At 56.7% G+C, this 15757-nt stretch carries 13 protein-coding genes; 6 read left to right on the forward strand and 7 right to left on the reverse strand.

What is annotated here, in order from left to right:
- Positions 1 to 8: 8 nt before the first annotated feature.
- The 5 genes from DOCECA_RS04760 to DOCECA_RS04780 all read right to left on the reverse strand — a co-directional run bounded on the left by DOCECA_RS04760 (position 9) and on the right by DOCECA_RS04780 (position 3995).
- Positions 9 to 971, reverse strand: coding sequence for a lysylphosphatidylglycerol synthase transmembrane domain-containing protein (locus tag DOCECA_RS04760; RefSeq protein WP_445571522.1), 963 nt, complete (start codon positions 969 to 971; stop codon positions 9 to 11).
- Between the two features lie 126 nt (positions 972 to 1097).
- The gene (locus DOCECA_RS04765) at positions 1098 to 1490 is read right to left on the reverse strand and encodes an acyl carrier protein (protein WP_445571523.1); all 393 of its coding nucleotides are present in this window, start codon (positions 1488 to 1490) and stop codon (positions 1098 to 1100) included.
- Positions 1491 to 1519: 29 nt separating this feature from the next.
- Complete coding sequence (locus DOCECA_RS04770; RefSeq protein WP_445571524.1) at positions 1520 to 2146, reverse strand: hypothetical protein; 627 nt, start codon at positions 2144 to 2146, stop codon at positions 1520 to 1522.
- Positions 2146 to 3042: a DapH/DapD/GlmU-related protein gene (locus tag DOCECA_RS04775; protein ID WP_445571525.1), complete on the reverse strand. Its 897-nt coding sequence runs from the start codon at positions 3040 to 3042 to the stop codon at positions 2146 to 2148. Before DOCECA_RS04775 ends, DOCECA_RS04770 begins: the two co-directional genes overlap by 1 nt.
- Positions 3043 to 3044: 2 nt before the next feature.
- Positions 3045 to 3995 (reverse strand): glycosyltransferase family 2 protein, encoded by a 951-nt coding sequence (locus tag DOCECA_RS04780; protein ID WP_445571526.1) that lies wholly within the window; start codon positions 3993 to 3995, stop codon positions 3045 to 3047.
- A 453-nt stretch (positions 3996 to 4448) separates the two neighbouring features.
- Here DOCECA_RS04780 and DOCECA_RS04785 point away from each other — a divergent pair, with 453 nt between their 5' ends.
- The 3 genes from DOCECA_RS04785 (at position 4449) to DOCECA_RS04795 (ending at position 7816) form a co-directional block, all read left to right on the forward strand.
- Complete coding sequence (locus tag DOCECA_RS04785) at positions 4449 to 6092, forward strand: hypothetical protein (protein ID WP_445571527.1); 1644 nt, start codon at positions 4449 to 4451, stop codon at positions 6090 to 6092.
- Positions 6093 to 6294: 202 nt separating this feature from the next.
- Positions 6295 to 6948, forward strand: coding sequence for a GntR family transcriptional regulator (locus DOCECA_RS04790; RefSeq protein ID WP_445571528.1), 654 nt, complete (start codon positions 6295 to 6297; stop codon positions 6946 to 6948).
- A 16-nt stretch (positions 6949 to 6964) separates the two neighbouring features.
- On the forward strand, positions 6965 to 7816 hold the full coding sequence (locus tag DOCECA_RS04795; RefSeq protein ID WP_445571529.1) for an urea carboxylase-associated family protein: 852 nt from the start codon (positions 6965 to 6967) through the stop codon (positions 7814 to 7816).
- Between the two features lie 167 nt (positions 7817 to 7983).
- Here the strand turns inward: DOCECA_RS04795 and DOCECA_RS04800 are convergent, their stop codons facing one another.
- Together DOCECA_RS04800 and eat are read right to left on the reverse strand one after the other, a co-directional pair.
- Entirely contained in the window at positions 7984 to 8151 is a 168-nt protein-coding gene (locus DOCECA_RS04800; protein ID WP_003183831.1) for a DUF2897 family protein, read from the reverse strand.
- Positions 8152 to 8270: 119 nt separating this feature from the next.
- Entirely contained in the window at positions 8271 to 9635 is a 1365-nt protein-coding gene (gene eat, locus DOCECA_RS04805) for an ethanolamine permease (protein WP_445571530.1), read from the reverse strand.
- A gap of 317 nt (positions 9636 to 9952) precedes the next feature.
- Here eat and DOCECA_RS04810 point away from each other — a divergent pair, with 317 nt between their 5' ends.
- The 3 genes from DOCECA_RS04810 (at position 9953) to kdpF (ending at position 15754) form a co-directional block, all read left to right on the forward strand.
- Positions 9953 to 14803: an RHS repeat-associated core domain-containing protein gene (locus tag DOCECA_RS04810; protein ID WP_445571531.1), complete on the forward strand. Its 4851-nt coding sequence runs from the start codon at positions 9953 to 9955 to the stop codon at positions 14801 to 14803.
- 3 nt (positions 14804 to 14806) lie between these two features.
- Positions 14807 to 15217: a hypothetical protein gene (locus tag DOCECA_RS04815; protein ID WP_445571532.1), complete on the forward strand. Its 411-nt coding sequence runs from the start codon at positions 14807 to 14809 to the stop codon at positions 15215 to 15217.
- 447 nt (positions 15218 to 15664) lie between these two features.
- Complete coding sequence (kdpF, locus tag DOCECA_RS04820) at positions 15665 to 15754, forward strand: K(+)-transporting ATPase subunit F (protein WP_032863112.1); 90 nt, start codon at positions 15665 to 15667, stop codon at positions 15752 to 15754.
- Positions 15755 to 15757 lie beyond the last annotated feature (3 nt).

Here is a 15757-nt window from a genome sequence, read left to right on the forward strand (position 1 = left end):
GCTCTCTATTAATTGGTGCGCTTCAGGCGATTGTCCCGAATGGTATCCCACAAATAAATAATTCCTCCGCAAGCGGCGGGGATTAGTACCATCAGCGTGTAATTTGCAAGGGAAGCGCCTACGGCTACGTTGGCCGGTACGTCTAGCAAACCATAAAAATATACAAAAAAACCTTCTCGCACGCCGAGCCCGCCAATGGTTAATGGAAGTATGGTCAGGATCGCTATGATAGGGTATAGCGCGAAGTGTTGAGCGAATGGGATATCGTAGCCATACGCTCGAAATACCAGATACACCACCGATATGAGAGATATCTGATAGCAGAAAATATAAGGCAAAGAGCTTTTTAAAGCACGTTGATAGGGAAAGCTAACGGTGCTGGCATGAAGTTTTTCCATATACCCTAACAGGCGAGACAGCAGCGAGTTCTGGAAGTTGAGATGGCTATAGAACGCATGGATTTTTCTACTGCTGAATAAAATTTGCGCGCCTATAGCGATGCAGCTGATAACGAGAACGGTAATGATGAGAGAGTTATAGTCGTCTGAGCTCGGTAGAAAAGGTAGGGCGCAAAGAGTAAGAGCACATAGGACCAATAAGCCTATCATCCTTTCAATGATGACGGTACTGCCCGCCTTTCCCCGCTTATCCGGATGACGCCGTTCGATATGGAGCATACGAAAAGCGTCTCCGCCCTGGGACGATGGAAAAATCAAGCCTTGAAACTGAGAGACCAAGCTTATCTTCCATAGACTGGGTAACGCTTCGTCAATTGAGTTAAGTCGTAAAAATACTTGCCAGCGACTGATGGAAAAAAACGAGCTTAGCGTCAGGGGGAGGCCCGCAGCCAACGCAAGATAATGCCATGCTTTGATGTCATCAATTAATGAGGCTAGCTGGATATCCAGCGTTTTTGCCAGGAAGACGCAAATTAAAATGGCAAAAATCAGCTTTAAAAGCGTTGCAGGCATACGGGCTGCTCAAGGTTTGAGGGCGGCGAACACTTCGCTAAACACAGATGAAGTTGCATGTGCAGTCGGTGACCGTGCAGGGTGGTCATTCGCACGATGTTTCACCTTGAGTGATCAATAAACCGCTTATGATTGTTTAAAGTCTATGTAATTGACCAGCTCATCTAATGTTTGAAGGTTTTCAATATCGCTGTCGGGTATCTGGATCTGGTAATGATCCTGGACCGCAAGCATGATGGCGAAAATGTCCATGGAGTCAATTCCCTGGTCGATCAACTTCAGGTGGTCACGTAATGACGAGGCATCAGCTATCACATTGGCCTTGCTGATGAGTTCGATGATCGTTTCTTTTGTTGTTGGCACGGTGGGTGTTTCCTTGTGCTGGTTTCTGGTGTCATTCCGATCAAGATTTTGGCCGGGATGAGTGACGCAGGGGGCGAATGGCGAGTTCGCGGTGGGTACGAAGCTCAAGCCCGAGCATTTTGCCACAATCGAAGCCGTCGCGGGGCTGTCCTGCATGCAGCTCGCATCCTTATCGCAGATAGCCGTCAATCTACGTTGAGGGCGCTGAAGTAAATGGTTCCGATCTGTTCCGCACCGAGTTCGATGCGAGTACGGCTCAATCGGGTGCCCAGGGTTTGTTCGATCGTCAGCTCTACCCCGCCCAAGTCATGGCTCAGCGGCCACTTGGGGCTTTCCCAGCGACAGAAAACCCACTGGCTACCATTGGGTAGGCACAGTTCTTTGAGATGCAACGCTTTGTTCAGTGATACCAGTACCTCTATCGAGGAAAAGTCTGCCGGCATGTTTGTCAGGCTAATCGAATGCCTAGCATCGGAGTAATGGCAGTTACTTTCGATCAGCGACTCGTCATAGGCGCGTCGAGCTTCGGCAAGTCCTTCGGCTTGAGTTAGTCTACCTTCATGTTCAACGCCATCGAGGTGAAAGGTGAAGCTGGCGATATCTTTACCCGCTGGCGCCCGGGGAGTGGATCTTGGCCACCAATGACAACTAAGCAAATGGCTGGTCATTGTACCTATTTTGAAATCGAGCTTTTCGATTCGTGCGTGCGGCGTGTGATCCATGATGGATTGCATCGTGGCGTTGAGCATGTCGGGCCCATGTACGTAGGTCCGTTTGCCCTTGAAACCCAATGAGAGCTCGATGGAGTGCATTACTTCAGTCTCCCCAGATAGGCCGTCATGTTCGCCCTATGATTGATCGCGAAGTTTCCGGACACAACGCTACGCGGTGCAATGTCGTTGATGACCACCGAGCCCATTTTTATTTGTACCGCGTCCCCGATCACCAGACCCTGGGCGATGGAGCAGGAGGCACCGACCCATACGCCTGTTCCCAGGCGAGAGCGCCCGGCGACCACGGTGTTGCCAGATACCACGCAATTTTCGCCAATCACCGCGCCGTGACCAATATTGCTCATGATGCCAATCTGGCAATTATCGTGGATGGTGGTCGGTCGCTGAAACAACGAACGCGCGATTACCGCCCCGGCGAGTATTTGGCAGCCCGATCCGATGCGGACACCGCCCTGATGCTTGACCATCATCAGTGTGCCGTCGCCGTTGCGCAGGGTGATGAGGCCTTCAGCGCCCACCACGGCATTCGAACCAATAAAAACGTTGTCTCCGATCTCGACAGGGCCTTCTATGACAACATTCGCTGAAACTTCGACGTTGTTGCCCAGTCTGGCCAATGGCGAGATAACAGCGCTGGGGTGTAGTTTGCAGTTGTCGCCGATGAAGGGGGAAGACAGCGTTGCACCTCCAGCATCTTGATGGAAACTATTGTAGAGGCGGAAAAAGGAGGTGCGAGGATCGACGCAAAATACAATTGTTTTTTCTGTTTCCCTTACTTCATCTTTGAGGTTGTCGGGGCACAGAATACCGGCCACATTGCCGATAGCCAGCGCTTTATGCAGGTAATGAATATTCTGACAGTACACTAGGGCGCCCGATGCCTGTGCTTCAATTTCGTCGAGGTGCGTAAAGAAGCCGCTATTTAAGGTATCTTCGGTTGGAAAATAATCCATGACTCGGTAGGTGGAGGTCATTATTAATCCACATGCTCTTCGATAATAGGGAACTGGCTAAGATGAGTTGCGTTTTCTACCAGCCTTCCGAGGTACTCACCCTGTACGCCCAAAGCCAGAAGTATGTTACCGGTGAGAAAGGACACTAGGATAGCAAGTGACGCCCAGCCGGGCACGACATGATCAGTCAAGAGAGTGCGCAGCAGCACGAATATGGCGAAGAGAATGCTCGACGCACTGACCATGAATCCCCAAATCACCACATAGCGCAATGGCAGCAGCGAATAGTTGATGATGAGGAACGAAAGCGTTTTGAACATCTTGCCCAAGGTGTAGGTACTTGGACCACCGTCGGCGCGCGGTGCGTGACGGATGGTCACATTCGCCATCATGCTGAGGGGCACCGAATTGAACAGCATCGCGGCGATATGGGGATGTGATCCTTGATACCTGGCTAGCTGTTTCGCCACTTGCTGGCTCATCGCCCTGTAGCTCGAAAGGCCGAAATCGGTAGGTTTACCCAACACCTTGCTGACAAGTTTCTGGTTAAGCCAGGAGGCGAGGTTACGCCAGGCACTGTGTTGTTTTTCGGCCATCGGTATCTTGCCAATGACGACATGCTTACCCGCCTGAAGCTGATCGATGAAAAGTGACAGGTCTTCCGGGAAACACTGTAGGTCATCGTCAATCGTCACGACATAGCGTTTGCACGCGTAGCTGATGCCACAGAGGGTGGCGTGTTGTTGCCCTTTGTTCCTTGCGAAGCGAATGGCTTTGACCCGCGGATCTTGTTCGTGGAGCGCAAGTGCGGCAAACCACGTCTGATCCGGGCTCGCATCGTCCACCAGAATAATTTCCCAGTCGTCGCAAATCTGCCCAAGGGCCGCCTGTGCGCGTGCGTAAAACTCCGGGAGCATACTCATGCTCTTATAAACGGGTACAACCAAGCTAACTGAAACGGTTCTATCAATCACCTTGAGCTTCATCCTGACCATTGGATTGAACGATGACACAGGCTGCCGATGCGTCCTGCATGGATGTTGCGGGCTTGTAGATTCGTTGCTTTGCGCTAGGCCGTGCACGCCATGTGGCAGCCGATTGGGTGGGGCATCAGGCTTTACCAGTCACCGGCGTCGCTCGACTTCAGCAGGCATTGATGGCGCCTCAGTGGGTCTACGGTAAAAAAGAGAGGGATTTTAAGCCATGGAGCAGATGGTGTCACGGCACCGGGAGCTTGATGCTTCTTCAATTGGAAGAGGGACAGGTGGGTGTCGAAGCGTCACTTCGAATGGATCTCACACCGAACAGTGGGGCTCGACGGACACATGATAGGTTCGGTTCCGAGATTCGGCTATCATCGGCGCCGACGAGTAGACCTCTATTGACGAAGATGGACAGTCCATCTTGATTCGACCGGATGTTGATGAATGAGAGAAGTGGTAATAAGAAAAATCCAGATCCTTCACCTGATATTGTTTTTTGCGGTATTACTGGGTGGGATATTTCTCCCGATCTATTCCGATGAGGTGGTGACAAAGTTTAGAATTGCGCGGCTTTTCCTTGAGGAAGGCAATGCGGTTACCTTGTTTCCACAATGCACGGCCACCGCCGGGCGAGCGGTCGCTTGGATATTTTATCCCGCGGCGATGTTGCTGTCGGCCATATATGCCCACCTGGGGCCGCTTGGCCTACGGATAAGCGGTATTGTTCTAGCACTGATATGGTTCGGTTTGCTGGCTTATTGGTGTTTGCGCCAAGCGCACGACTCGGGAGCAGGGCGCCAGCGTTTTGCTGGATTAGTTGCAGTGGCGTCGCTGGGTGTCTTGCCTTTTTTATGGGTTATGTCGCGTCCAGAGCATCTTCTGATGCTGGCGATTCTGGTGCTCTGTTTGGCTGCGCTGTTCTTGAAGAAAGGCAAGTCTCCACGTGCCCAAGCGGCAATGGCGGTAGGATTGGCCTTTTTGCTGTCTTTCTTCTTCTATGCTCATCCCAAAAGCCTGTTTTACATGCCGTTCGCGCTGGCGGCCGTCTGGTCGGCGACGGCTACCTATCATAAAGTGGTCCGCTATGGGCTGCTGCTATTCGTCCTTGCCTTATGTGTTCAGGTCTTTCTGTATTTCAGCGCACTGGGCGGCTGCCAGGACGCTCCATATATTCAACAGCTGTTAGCGGCCAATACCCTATTGCCGGGCATGTTGTTCAGTGCCCCCGTCGAGTTCATCAGCGCTGCCTATAACAATTTAATTAGCTTTCCTGAGCGGATGTTGCCGCATCTGACATTTAATGCCACTTACCAATCCGGTTGGCTGCCTCCGATAACGGATGGCTTTGGAGTGTTGCCATACCTTAATTTGGCTATTGAATACGTTCTGTACGCATTTATAGCCGCGACTCACGTTCTAAGTATTCTGGTGTTTTTGCTACAAGTGTTTCGCCGGCGAATCACTGTTCCGGTGGTGTTGGCGCTATTGTTGGCCGGGGCCAATGTGATCAACGCATTTTTTTACAATATCCAGAATTTCTACGCCGGCATTCAGTTCGTGCCAGTCTCCATCATCATGGCGGCCTTATTGATGCATACCCGGCGCGCAGCGAAGCTCAACAACGCCTTTGTATTGGCTGCTTATTCACTTCTATTGATCTTGGCGACGGCGTCGCTGGTAACATTGTCGGTACTCGTTACGCCAGGCCTAGTTGGCAATGCAACGTTTACCCAGTCAAGCTTGCCTGGGCAACCGCTGTCGATTCCGGTGTTTGGTGTAAAACCTCACTTGGAGTCAATTAAAAAGTTGGGGGCATCGTGCAATATTCCTACGCAATCAGCGGAGAATGTTGTCGTTGATCACATGACATACTTTGCCTTTCTGCACGATAAGCAACCGATCCACGTACTTTATGTGTCCGAAACGGGTTATGGCGGCGACTTGGGTAACGGTAAGTTGTTGCCTTTTCTGAAAGGGCTAAACAGTCCAGGGCTGATCACCCGGTGCGAATGGGTACCGTATCGATTCAGGGAGGCGCAGGAAAAAGATGATAAAGGTTATTGCTGTGTCAATTTCGGTAAGCTCTGACTGGCAAGGGTCTTGATTACAATCAGCCCGGAAATCGCTGACGGGGAAACAGGCCGGTCGCAATGACCGGTCCGTGCTTTGCGGTGGGTTCGACTTTGGCAGGGTGAACGCCAGCAAGCTCTGCAAAACGTAGATGTGATGCCTGGCATGAAAAGTGATTATTCGATAGCCATCGATTGTTGAACAATTCCGGGTATCGAATATGAACGATGGACTTGGCCTCGCCGACCAGATCACCCTTGAGTTACGTGCCGATATCATCGGCGGTCGTCTGTTGCCAGGCATGGCGCTCGTTGAGAACAACCTGGTCTCGGCCTACAACTCCTCCCGCAACACCATTCGCGAAGCGTTACACTGCCTGGGCCAGGAAGGGCTGACCCGTTACGTGCGTAACAAAGGGGTGGTGGTCCGAAGGCTGGGTGTCGATGACGTGCGAGATCTATTCAAGGTCCGCCGCACCCTGGAGCTTCAAGCCATCCTGGGCAGCCAGCCATTGCGCGAGTATCAATCCGACCGGATGCTCGAGGCCCTCGAGGCGGCGGATCTGGCTCGGGAGCGTGAGGACTGGCGTTCGGTTGGCACCCATGGCTTGGTGTTCCATCAGAATGTTGTTGGATTGATGCGTAGCCCGTTGCTTGATGAGTTTTTCACCAATGTGGTTGCACAACTGCGCCTGGTGTTTAGCTCCGCGCCCGATGAGGCGTGCTTCCAGGCTCCTTGGCTGGCGCGTGACCGGTGCATCCATGATTGGTTGGCCGAAGGCGACAGGCTGGCGGCTTACGAAGCGATGAGCCCTTACCTCGACGATTCCGAGCAGTTGCTTGTGCACCTGCTGACTCCCGCCAACCCTCACTGATCAGAGGACCTGCGCCATGTACAAAGACTACCCAGCCGCCTACCAGGTCAGCAAAGGCTCTGCCCTCCAAGTGGACAAACCCTTCTACGACCGCATCCGCACCCAGCAGAACAAACGCACCCTGATCGAGCAGTTCGAAGTCCCAATCCGCACCGGCCGCGCCTGGCATGTGCCGGCCGGTCATGTCTTTCGCGTGACAACACCGGTCGGTCCGCAAGTCGGGGATTTCAACGTCTGGAACGCCCACGATCCACGTGAACGGTTGTGGGCGGCGCGGACGCGGCAGCTGCAGGGCGCTCATGTCAGCACCTATGATCGGTTGTGGTCGAACCTGCCATTCCTGCGGCCATTGGTAACGATCACCGATGACAGCTTGGCGGCTTACGGCATCGACGAACACGGCGGGCGTTTGCATGATTTGCTGGGGACGCGATGTGACCCGTACGTGAACAAGATGCTGACCGGCGAAGATTTCCATCATCACTGCCACTCGAACCTGACGCGTGCGGTGTTGCCCCATGGTTTGACCGAGTTTGATGTCCACGATGTGCTGAATATTTTCCAGTGCACCGGGCTGAATCATGACGACATGTATTTCATGAAGGCGTGTCCGGCGCAGAAGGGCGATTACCTGGAGTTTTTTGCGGAGATCGATTTGTTATGTGCATTGTCGACGTGCCCTGGTGGGGATCTGTCGCTGGCGATGTGGGGGCCGGAGGCGCAGGATCCTTTAAGCGTTTGTCGTCCGCTGGGAGTGGAGATTTATCGGTTGGAGGATTCGTTGCTGCAGGGCTGGAGTCAGCCGGAGCGGGCGGCTTACAAAGGGCTGCATGGGTTGCATATTGCCAAGGCGGATTGGGAGAACTAAATACCGCAACGGCGCGAGCGGCTCTTGTGGCGAGGGAGCTTGCTCCCGCTGGGCTGCGGAGCGCCCCCAGACGCGTTGAACACAATAGAACTGCCACACCGGGTCAGCAGGGGGTGGGGGCGCTTCGCGCCCCAGCGGGAGCAAGCTCCCTCGCCACGAAAAGCGGGTCAGCGATCCTTCGCTTCTTTCGCATCCATCTCGGCATTGCGCTCGGCAACACGTTTGCGCTGTTCGTCCGTCAACTCGACCTTGTTGGCGGTGTCGCGCAGCATCATCAGACCACCCACGATCGAGCCGATGGCGACGATCAGGATTAACCAGGCATACCAGGGCATAGGGCTCTCCTTGAGGGGGCAGTGGCCGGGCGAAAATTTCGCTGGCCATTGCCTCTACCACTTATGAGCGAAGACGGTTCGCAGTGGTTCCATACTACGCCGGTTATGCCGGGTACACCTTATAGCCCGGTCAACATCGCATCAGCCGGGGCATCGGCACGCAACTGTGCGGTCAGCACGAAATACACGAAGCCCACCGCCATGAAGCTGAGGAAGATCAACCCGATCAGGGCGTTGAACCAGGCCATTGCCACCAGGCACACCACCGCCAGGGCCAAGGCGATGCCCGGCACGATCGGGTAGCCCGGCGCGCGGAAGGTGCGTTCCAGGTTGGGCTCGGTTTTGCGCAGTTTGAACAGGCTGAGCATGCTCATGATGTACATGACGATGGCGCCGAACACGGCCATGGTGATCATCGCGGCGGTGAGGGTCATGCCGCCGAGGTTGATCAGGCCGTCGCTGTAGATGGCGGCGATGCCGATCACGCCGCCGGCGATTATGGCGCGGTGCGGGGTCTGGAAACGCGACAGTTTGGCGAGGGAGGCGGGCAGGTAGCCGGCGCGGGCCAGGGCGAAGAATTGGCGGGAGTAGCCGAGGATGATGCCGTGGAAGCTCGCCACCAGGCCGAACAGGCCGATCCAGACGAGCATGTGCAACCAGCCGGAGCTTTCGCCGACCACGGTTTTCATGGCTTGGGGCAGCGGGTCGTTGATGTTGGAGAGGGTGCGCCAATCACCGACGCCACCGGCGAAGAACATCACGCCCATGGCCAGCACTACCAGGGTCAGGATGCCGCTGATGTAGGCCTTGGGAATCGTGCGTTTTGGGTCCTTGGCTTCTTCGGCAGCCATGGCCGCGCCTTCGATGGCGAGGAAGAACCAGATCGCGAAGGGGATCGCCGCGAACATCCCGGCGATGGCCGGTGCGCCGAACACGTCGGAACCGGCCCAGCCGTTCAGGGCGAAACTGCTGAAGCTGAACGCTGGCGCGACCACGCCCATGAACACCAGCAGCTCGGCGACCGCGAGTACGCAAACGACCAGTTCGAAGGTCGCGGCCAATTTCACCCCGAGGATGTTCAGGGCCATGAATACGATATAGGCGCCGACGGCGGCGTGTTTCGGATCGAGCGCCGGGAATTGCACGTTCAGGTAGGCGCCGATGGCGAGCGCGATGGCGGGTGGAGCGAAGACGAATTCGATCAAGGTTGCCAGCCCAGCGATCAAGCCGCCTTTCTCGCCAAAGGCCCGACGGCTGTAGGCGAACGGTCCGCCGGCGTGGGGGATGGCGGTGGTCAGTTCGGTGAAACTGAAAATGAAGCAGGTGTACATGGCCGCAACCATGAATGATGTCACCAGAAAGCCCAGCGTGCCGGCCACGCCCCAGCCGTAGCTCCAGCCGAAGTACTCGCCGGAAATCACCAGGCCGACGGCGATGCCCCACAAATGCAGGGTGCCAAGCGTGGGTTTGAGTTGTGTGTTCATTGGTGGCTCCCCTCGATAAGTAGCAAAAGCGCTGGGGGAGGGCAGTGCAGTGGGCGTGCCAGTATGGTTCGGGCGGTCGTAATGGAGGAAATCGTGTCGTATCGGGGATGTTCGCGGCTGGATAGGCTGGGTTTGTGCCCCAGTTCGGAGCGCTGGTACCTGGGTGGGCGTCATTGCGAGCAGAGATTACGGTGGGCTACTGGCTCGGTTGAGCCAATTAAGGAATCGCCCTACGCGCACCGCTTCTTTTCCTGACTTATTTCCCCAGCCGTCCTCGGCACAGTCTCGCGCCCACTCCTGCGTTGCGAGATGTTTACATGCTCCCCTACGACAAAATCCTTGCCCAGGGCAACGTCATTGGTTCGCTGGTGATGGCGGTCATGAACCCGGATCACCCCGATATCGAAGCGGTACTGCAGGACTTTCGCCATTGCCTGGGGGACTACGACACGTGGGCAGAGAAGTTCTGGAGTGGCCGGACACTGGACATCAAGCAAGTGTTCAAGGTGGGCAACGAGGTGTCGCTCGCACCCGCAAAGGACGGCGGCAAACGGGTCAGCTCCGTGGTGACAGCGTGTCCGGCGCAAGGTCCATTGACCCTTGTGCATATGTTCCAGGCATCACGTTTCGTGCCGATCGGCGACACGCCGGTGGTGTTGGAACCGATCAGTGTGAACGCGCAGGGGAAGGAAACGTTTGGCGAGCCAGTCCGTCACGTCATCGGCCCCAGCGGCATCTTGGAAATCCCCAAATGCGATCGCGGCCGGCGTTACCGCATCACTTTTTTCCCTGATGTTACGACCGATCATGTGAAGGCGCTGTACGCCTCCTACCACCTCGTGATCGCCGAACTCGAAGGTTGGCTGAAAGCCGAGTGGAACGAGTTTCAACCGCTGTGGAAAGAGTTCACCGAAAGCGGTTTCGTGAAGCGTTTTAACGTGTTGCAAGAAGCCGAACAGCGCGATTTTGAAAGAGTCCTCCGTGGACTGTGGGACAACGTCAAACAGATTTTCAATCTGCTGGCGGACCTTCAGGCCAACAGTGAAAAGCTCCTGGAATACCTCACCGGGGCCGAGCTTGAGCAACTGCTGGAAACTTCGTCAGAGGCGATCGCCAAAGCGCTGATGATTGTGAGCGATGAGCCCTTGCTCTTCGTTTACACGGCGGCGTTCACCAGTTGGCTGCGGATGTTGCCACCGCAATATTTGGCCGAAGTCATGGGGGAGATGCGCGCCGAGATTCTGATCAATTTCCTATTGGCGGCTGTCACCGGCGGCCTGGGTTTGGGTCTGCGCCTGAGCGGCAAGGCGCTGCGCTTGGTTCGCTCGGAACGAGCCCGCGCATGGTTGCAGGCCTCGAGCCAACGCCTGGGCCAACTCGGTGGCGACAGCCTTAACGCTCATGCCGATGTGCTCAAGCCGGTCGTGATTGCGGGGCGAGGACCTTCAGTGGGGCCGGCGCCTGTCAGACCCTTGCAAATCACCACGGGAGACTCCCCACCTCTGTCGGTCAGCAATCCTGCCGCGATCGTGCGGGAAAAATCCCAGCCTTCCACTCAGCTAAACAAGTACGAGCCCCACGACGACGCCCCCGCCCAATCGAAAAACCCCAACGGCGACCCCGCCGACAGCGCCGCCCAGACCCGCACCGACGGTTGCCCGGTGTCCATGGTCACCGGCGAAGAGCTGCTCACCCTCGAAGACGGCACCCTCGACGGACGCTTGCCCTTCGTCTTCACCCGCCTCTACCGCACCAGCGCCGCCGACCTGGACATCGGGCTCGGCCGCGGATGGACCCATGCCCTGGCCCATCGCCTGTTGATCGACGGCGAGCAGGTGACCTGGGTCGACCAGGAAAACCGCCGCACCACGTTTCCCCGGCCCAGCCTGCAACGCCCCGCCATCCACAACAGCCTGGCCCGCGCGGCGATTTACCTGAGCAACGAGCCGGACGAATTGATCGTCGCCCAGCCCGGCGAAGACGCTCCTTTCCTACATTTTCGCGACGGTCATCTGACGGCCCTGAGCGATCGGTACGACAACCGCCTGACCGTCCAACGCAACATCTACGGCGACATCAGCCGTCTGGACAACGGTGCCGGCCGCTGTTTGCGTTTGCGCTACGAACATCGGCACCTGGTCGCCATCGACTATCAGAGCTTCCACCCGGCGCTGACCCTTGACGAAGCCTGGCGCACTGAACAGACCCTGGTGACCTACCGCTACGATGCGCGTTCGCGCCTCATCGAAGCGACCAACGCCGCCGGCGAGAGCGAGCGCTACGACTACGACGACCAGCACGTCATCCTCCAGCGGCAACTGGCCGGGGGCGCGAGTTTCTACTGGGAGTGGCAAGGCCTCGGCCCGGCGGCGCGCTGTGTCCGGCATTGGGCCTCGTTCGCGCAGATGGACAGCCGCTACACCTGGGGCGATGACGGCAGCGTCACGGTCCGGCATATCGATGGCAGCCAGGACGTGTATGTCCACGACGACCACGCGCGGCTGGTGCGCCAGGTCGATCCCGCCGGCGGCGAACACCTCAAGGCTTATGACGAACAGGGCCGGCTGATCGCCGAGCAAGACCCGCTGGGCGCCGTCACCGAATACCGCTACGACGAAGTCGGACGGCTGGTGGCGCTGATTCCGCCGGAAGGCGAGCCCACGTCCTACGAATACCGAAACGGTTTCCTACACGCCCGGACTCGCGGCAAGGCCGTGTGGACCTACTGGCGCAATGCCCAGGGCGACATCATCGAAGTCGTCGACCCGGCTCGCCAAAGCACCTGGTATCACTACGACGACCAGGGGCAACTGAATACCATCAGCTACCCGGACGGCGGTGCCCATCATTTTGTGCGAAACCCGTTGGGCCAACTGACGGAAGAAATCCTGCCGGACGACGGCCAGCGAGTTTTTTCCTACGACGCCCTGGGCCGTCTGCTGACCCGTCAAGACGAACGCGGCGCCGTCACCCATTACCAATGGGACGCCGTGGGCCGCTTGCTACAGACCACCCTGCCCACCGGCGCGACCCGTGCATGGAGCTACAACGCCTACGGCAAGGTCACCGCGGAGCGGGACGAACTGGGGCGCATCACCCGCTACGAATACGCCGACGATCTGCACCTGGTCAGCCGCCGCCTCAACCCCGACGGCAGCGAACTGAAGTACCGCTACGACTCGGCGCGGCTGTTGCTGACCGAAATCGAGAACGAATCCGGCGAAAAGTATCAGCTGGACTACACGCCCAACGGACTGATCCGACAGGAAACCGGCTTCGACGGCCAGCGCACCGGCTACGCCTACGACCTCAACGGCCACCTGCTGGAAAAGACCGAATTCGGCGCCGACGGCAGCCAGCGGATCACCGCCTACCAACGCGACACCGCCGGCCGCCTGCTGCGCAAGACCTTGCCCGACGGTGCCACGGTCGAGTACGGCTACGACGCCCTCGGGCGACTGATCAGCGTTGAAGACGGCCATTGGCCGCTGGCCTACGAATACGACAACCAGGACCGCCTCGTCGCCGAACACCAGGGTTGGGCGAGCCTGCATTATCGCTACGACGATGTCGGCCGGCTGGTCCATTGCCGCCTGCCCGATCGCAGCACCCTGGATTACCGCCACCTGCGAGGCGGGGCGCTGATCGCCATCGACCTCAACGGCACGTGCCTGACCGAACACCGTTTCAAGGGCGGCCGCGAACGCCAGCGCCAGCAGGGCCAGTTGCTCAGCGACTACAGCTACGACGAACAGGGTCGCCTCAAGGCCCAGACCGTGTGGCAAAGCCAGCAAAAACAACTGTTCTGGCGTGACTATTCCTACAGCGCCAACGGCAACCTCGCCGCGCTTTCCGACACGCGAAACCGACGCGGCTACCACTACGACGCGCTGGATCGCCTGGTGCGCATCGACTACGCCCACAGCCAACCCCCGGAACACTTTTCCCACGACCCGGCCGGCAATGTGTTGTTCAACGACCGTCCCGGCCCGACCACCCTCAAGGGCAACCGCCTGCTGATGGAGGGCGATCGTCACTATGACTACGACGCCTACGGCAACCTGGTCCGCGAACGCCGCGGCCATGCCCAGTGCCTCGTCACGCAATACCGCTACGACAGCCAACATCGGCTCATCGGCGTCACCACCCCCGACGGGAGCGAAACCTCCTACCGCTACGACGCCTTCGGCCGACGCATCGAAAAGACCGTGGACGGCCTCACCACGGAATTCATCTGGCAGGGCGACCAGGTCATCGCTGAAAGCAGCGACCGTCACTACCAGAGCTACGTCTATGAACCCGGCACCTTCCGCCCCCTGGCCCTGCTCGAAGGCGCAGGCCCGGAAAAAGCCACGCCGTTCTACTACCACCTCGACCACCTCGGCACTCCCCAGGAACTGACCAGCCACCAAGGCGAAGTCGTCTGGGCCGCGCGCTACAACGGCTACGGCAAACTCACCGAACTGCGCCACGGCGACGGCAAGCGCCTGGAACAACCGCTGCGCTTTCAGGGGCAATACCACGACCGGGAAAGCGGCCTGCATTACAACCGGCACCGGTACTACAATCCGGAGACGGGGCGGTATCTGACGCTGGATCCGAGCAAGCTGAAGGGTGGGCTCAATGGGTATCGGTACACCCTGAACCCGACGGGGTGGGTGGATCCGTTGGGGTTGGTGGATTGTCCTGGGAGCGGCGGGTGTAAGCCGGCGGTTAGAGAGCAGGATTCGGCGAAAGTTGGAGTGAATGAAGGGGGCCCTGAGTCCCCAGGCGCCAAGCCCAAAGCTATCTATACCTATAGAGGCGACACCAGAGAACCGTGGGAAATTTTTGACGAAGGCTTCGAACCATTAGGCTTTAGTACTGATTTATTCCTTCACGCTAAGGATAATCGGAGTCCCCCCAGCATCTATGTGAGCACCACCACTTCGATGAAGGAGGCGAAAAAATTTGCAACGGGGTACGGGCTCGAGTCAGGGTATGTATATGTATTAAAAAATGTGCCAGGCATTGATGTTAATAAAAAACTTGGTCTGCTCTCACCCCATCGGAAGGAATTGGAGATAGCAGTTCCTGGCGGTGTCGATAAAAAAGATATAGTTGGCGCAACTCCCGTGGATTCAGATGGAGCTTTCGTGGGCTATTCGATACCTAATTTCAAAAGGTGATATATGATTATTCGTGAGGTGGCAGTTGAAATAGGCAGCTCTTTAAAGACTGCGGAATTTAAATGCGATCGGAAAACCAACATGATGACCGTGCTCATGCCGGACGGATCAGAAAGATCTTATACCGACGCTGACCTGTATATGTGCTTTGGAAAAGTTAGGAAAGATTACCCGGATGTAAAATTTTTATGCAAGGGCTCGAAGCTTAACGTACACCCTTCGCGGATGTCTTCGCAGATGTCTGGAGGGATAATCGCTTACGAGGTTACTGCTGGTGAACCGGCGGACGACGATAGAATCGTAAATATCTTTGATTACGAAGATAGAGATCTAACAAACAACATCCAAGAGCAAATCAACTACTATTTGCATTGGATGCAATCATTAAATAAAGATGATGTTCCAAGCATATAAGGCAGTGCAGTGCCACCTCGGCGCGCCTTGGAAGCTGACCAGCCATCAGAGCGAAACTGTTTGGTGGCGCGCTAAAACGGCTATAACAAATCCAGCCGGGACATTCCGATACACTCTGAAATCACAACAAACTGGATACAGCTGAAGAAGCATTAGCGAACGCGCTAAATAAAATAAAAAAGATAGCCGCCGGCAACAGTTCAGCTGATGGACACTGACTAAACGAGGGAGGCCGTCAATCGCGAGCAAGATTGACGGCGTTATCCCTAAAGGGCCTCCACGACTTGAGCAGTTCCGCCGCCTCGTGAATGGGCCACCCCCTCAACCCCACCCCGTTTTTTTACAATTTCTTTATCCCCCCACCCAACCCTCGATCTCGCACCTTTACACCCTCCCTACCGACAATCTCTCCACACACGGCACGACGCCGTACCACGGAGAAATCCCATGAGTGTTCTGGACGGGGTGTCGCTGCTGTTGGCAGTGGCGCTGTTCATTTATCTGTTGGTTGCGCTGTTGCGCGCGGACCGGGGTTAGGAG

This window comes from Pseudomonas sp. E102 (assembly GCF_052660185.1).

Coding starts and splice junctions, on each gene's coding strand:
- DOCECA_RS04815 (WP_445571532.1), top strand. CDS start 14,807: ATGATTATTCGTGAGGTGGCAGTTGAAATAGGCAGCTCTTTAAAGACT.
- DOCECA_RS04790 (WP_445571528.1), top strand. CDS start 6,295: ATGAACGATGGACTTGGCCTCGCCGACCAGATCACCCTTGAGTTACGT.
- DOCECA_RS04760 (WP_445571522.1), bottom strand. CDS start 971: ATGCCTGCAACGCTTTTAAAGCTGATTTTTGCCATTTTAATTTGCGTC.
- DOCECA_RS04795 (WP_445571529.1), top strand. CDS start 6,965: ATGTACAAAGACTACCCAGCCGCCTACCAGGTCAGCAAAGGCTCTGCC.
- eat (WP_445571530.1), bottom strand. CDS start 9,635: ATGAACACACAACTCAAACCCACGCTTGGCACCCTGCATTTGTGGGGC.
- DOCECA_RS04785 (WP_445571527.1), top strand. CDS start 4,449: ATGAGAGAAGTGGTAATAAGAAAAATCCAGATCCTTCACCTGATATTG.
- DOCECA_RS04770 (WP_445571524.1), bottom strand. CDS start 2,146: ATGCACTCCATCGAGCTCTCATTGGGTTTCAAGGGCAAACGGACCTAC.
- DOCECA_RS04765 (WP_445571523.1), bottom strand. CDS start 1,490: ATGCAGGACAGCCCCGCGACGGCTTCGATTGTGGCAAAATGCTCGGGC.
- DOCECA_RS04775 (WP_445571525.1), bottom strand. CDS start 3,042: ATGACCTCCACCTACCGAGTCATGGATTATTTTCCAACCGAAGATACC.
- kdpF (WP_032863112.1), top strand. CDS start 15,665: ATGAGTGTTCTGGACGGGGTGTCGCTGCTGTTGGCAGTGGCGCTGTTC.
- DOCECA_RS04800 (WP_003183831.1), bottom strand. CDS start 8,151: ATGCCCTGGTATGCCTGGTTAATCCTGATCGTCGCCATCGGCTCGATC.
- DOCECA_RS04810 (WP_445571531.1), top strand. CDS start 9,953: ATGCTCCCCTACGACAAAATCCTTGCCCAGGGCAACGTCATTGGTTCG.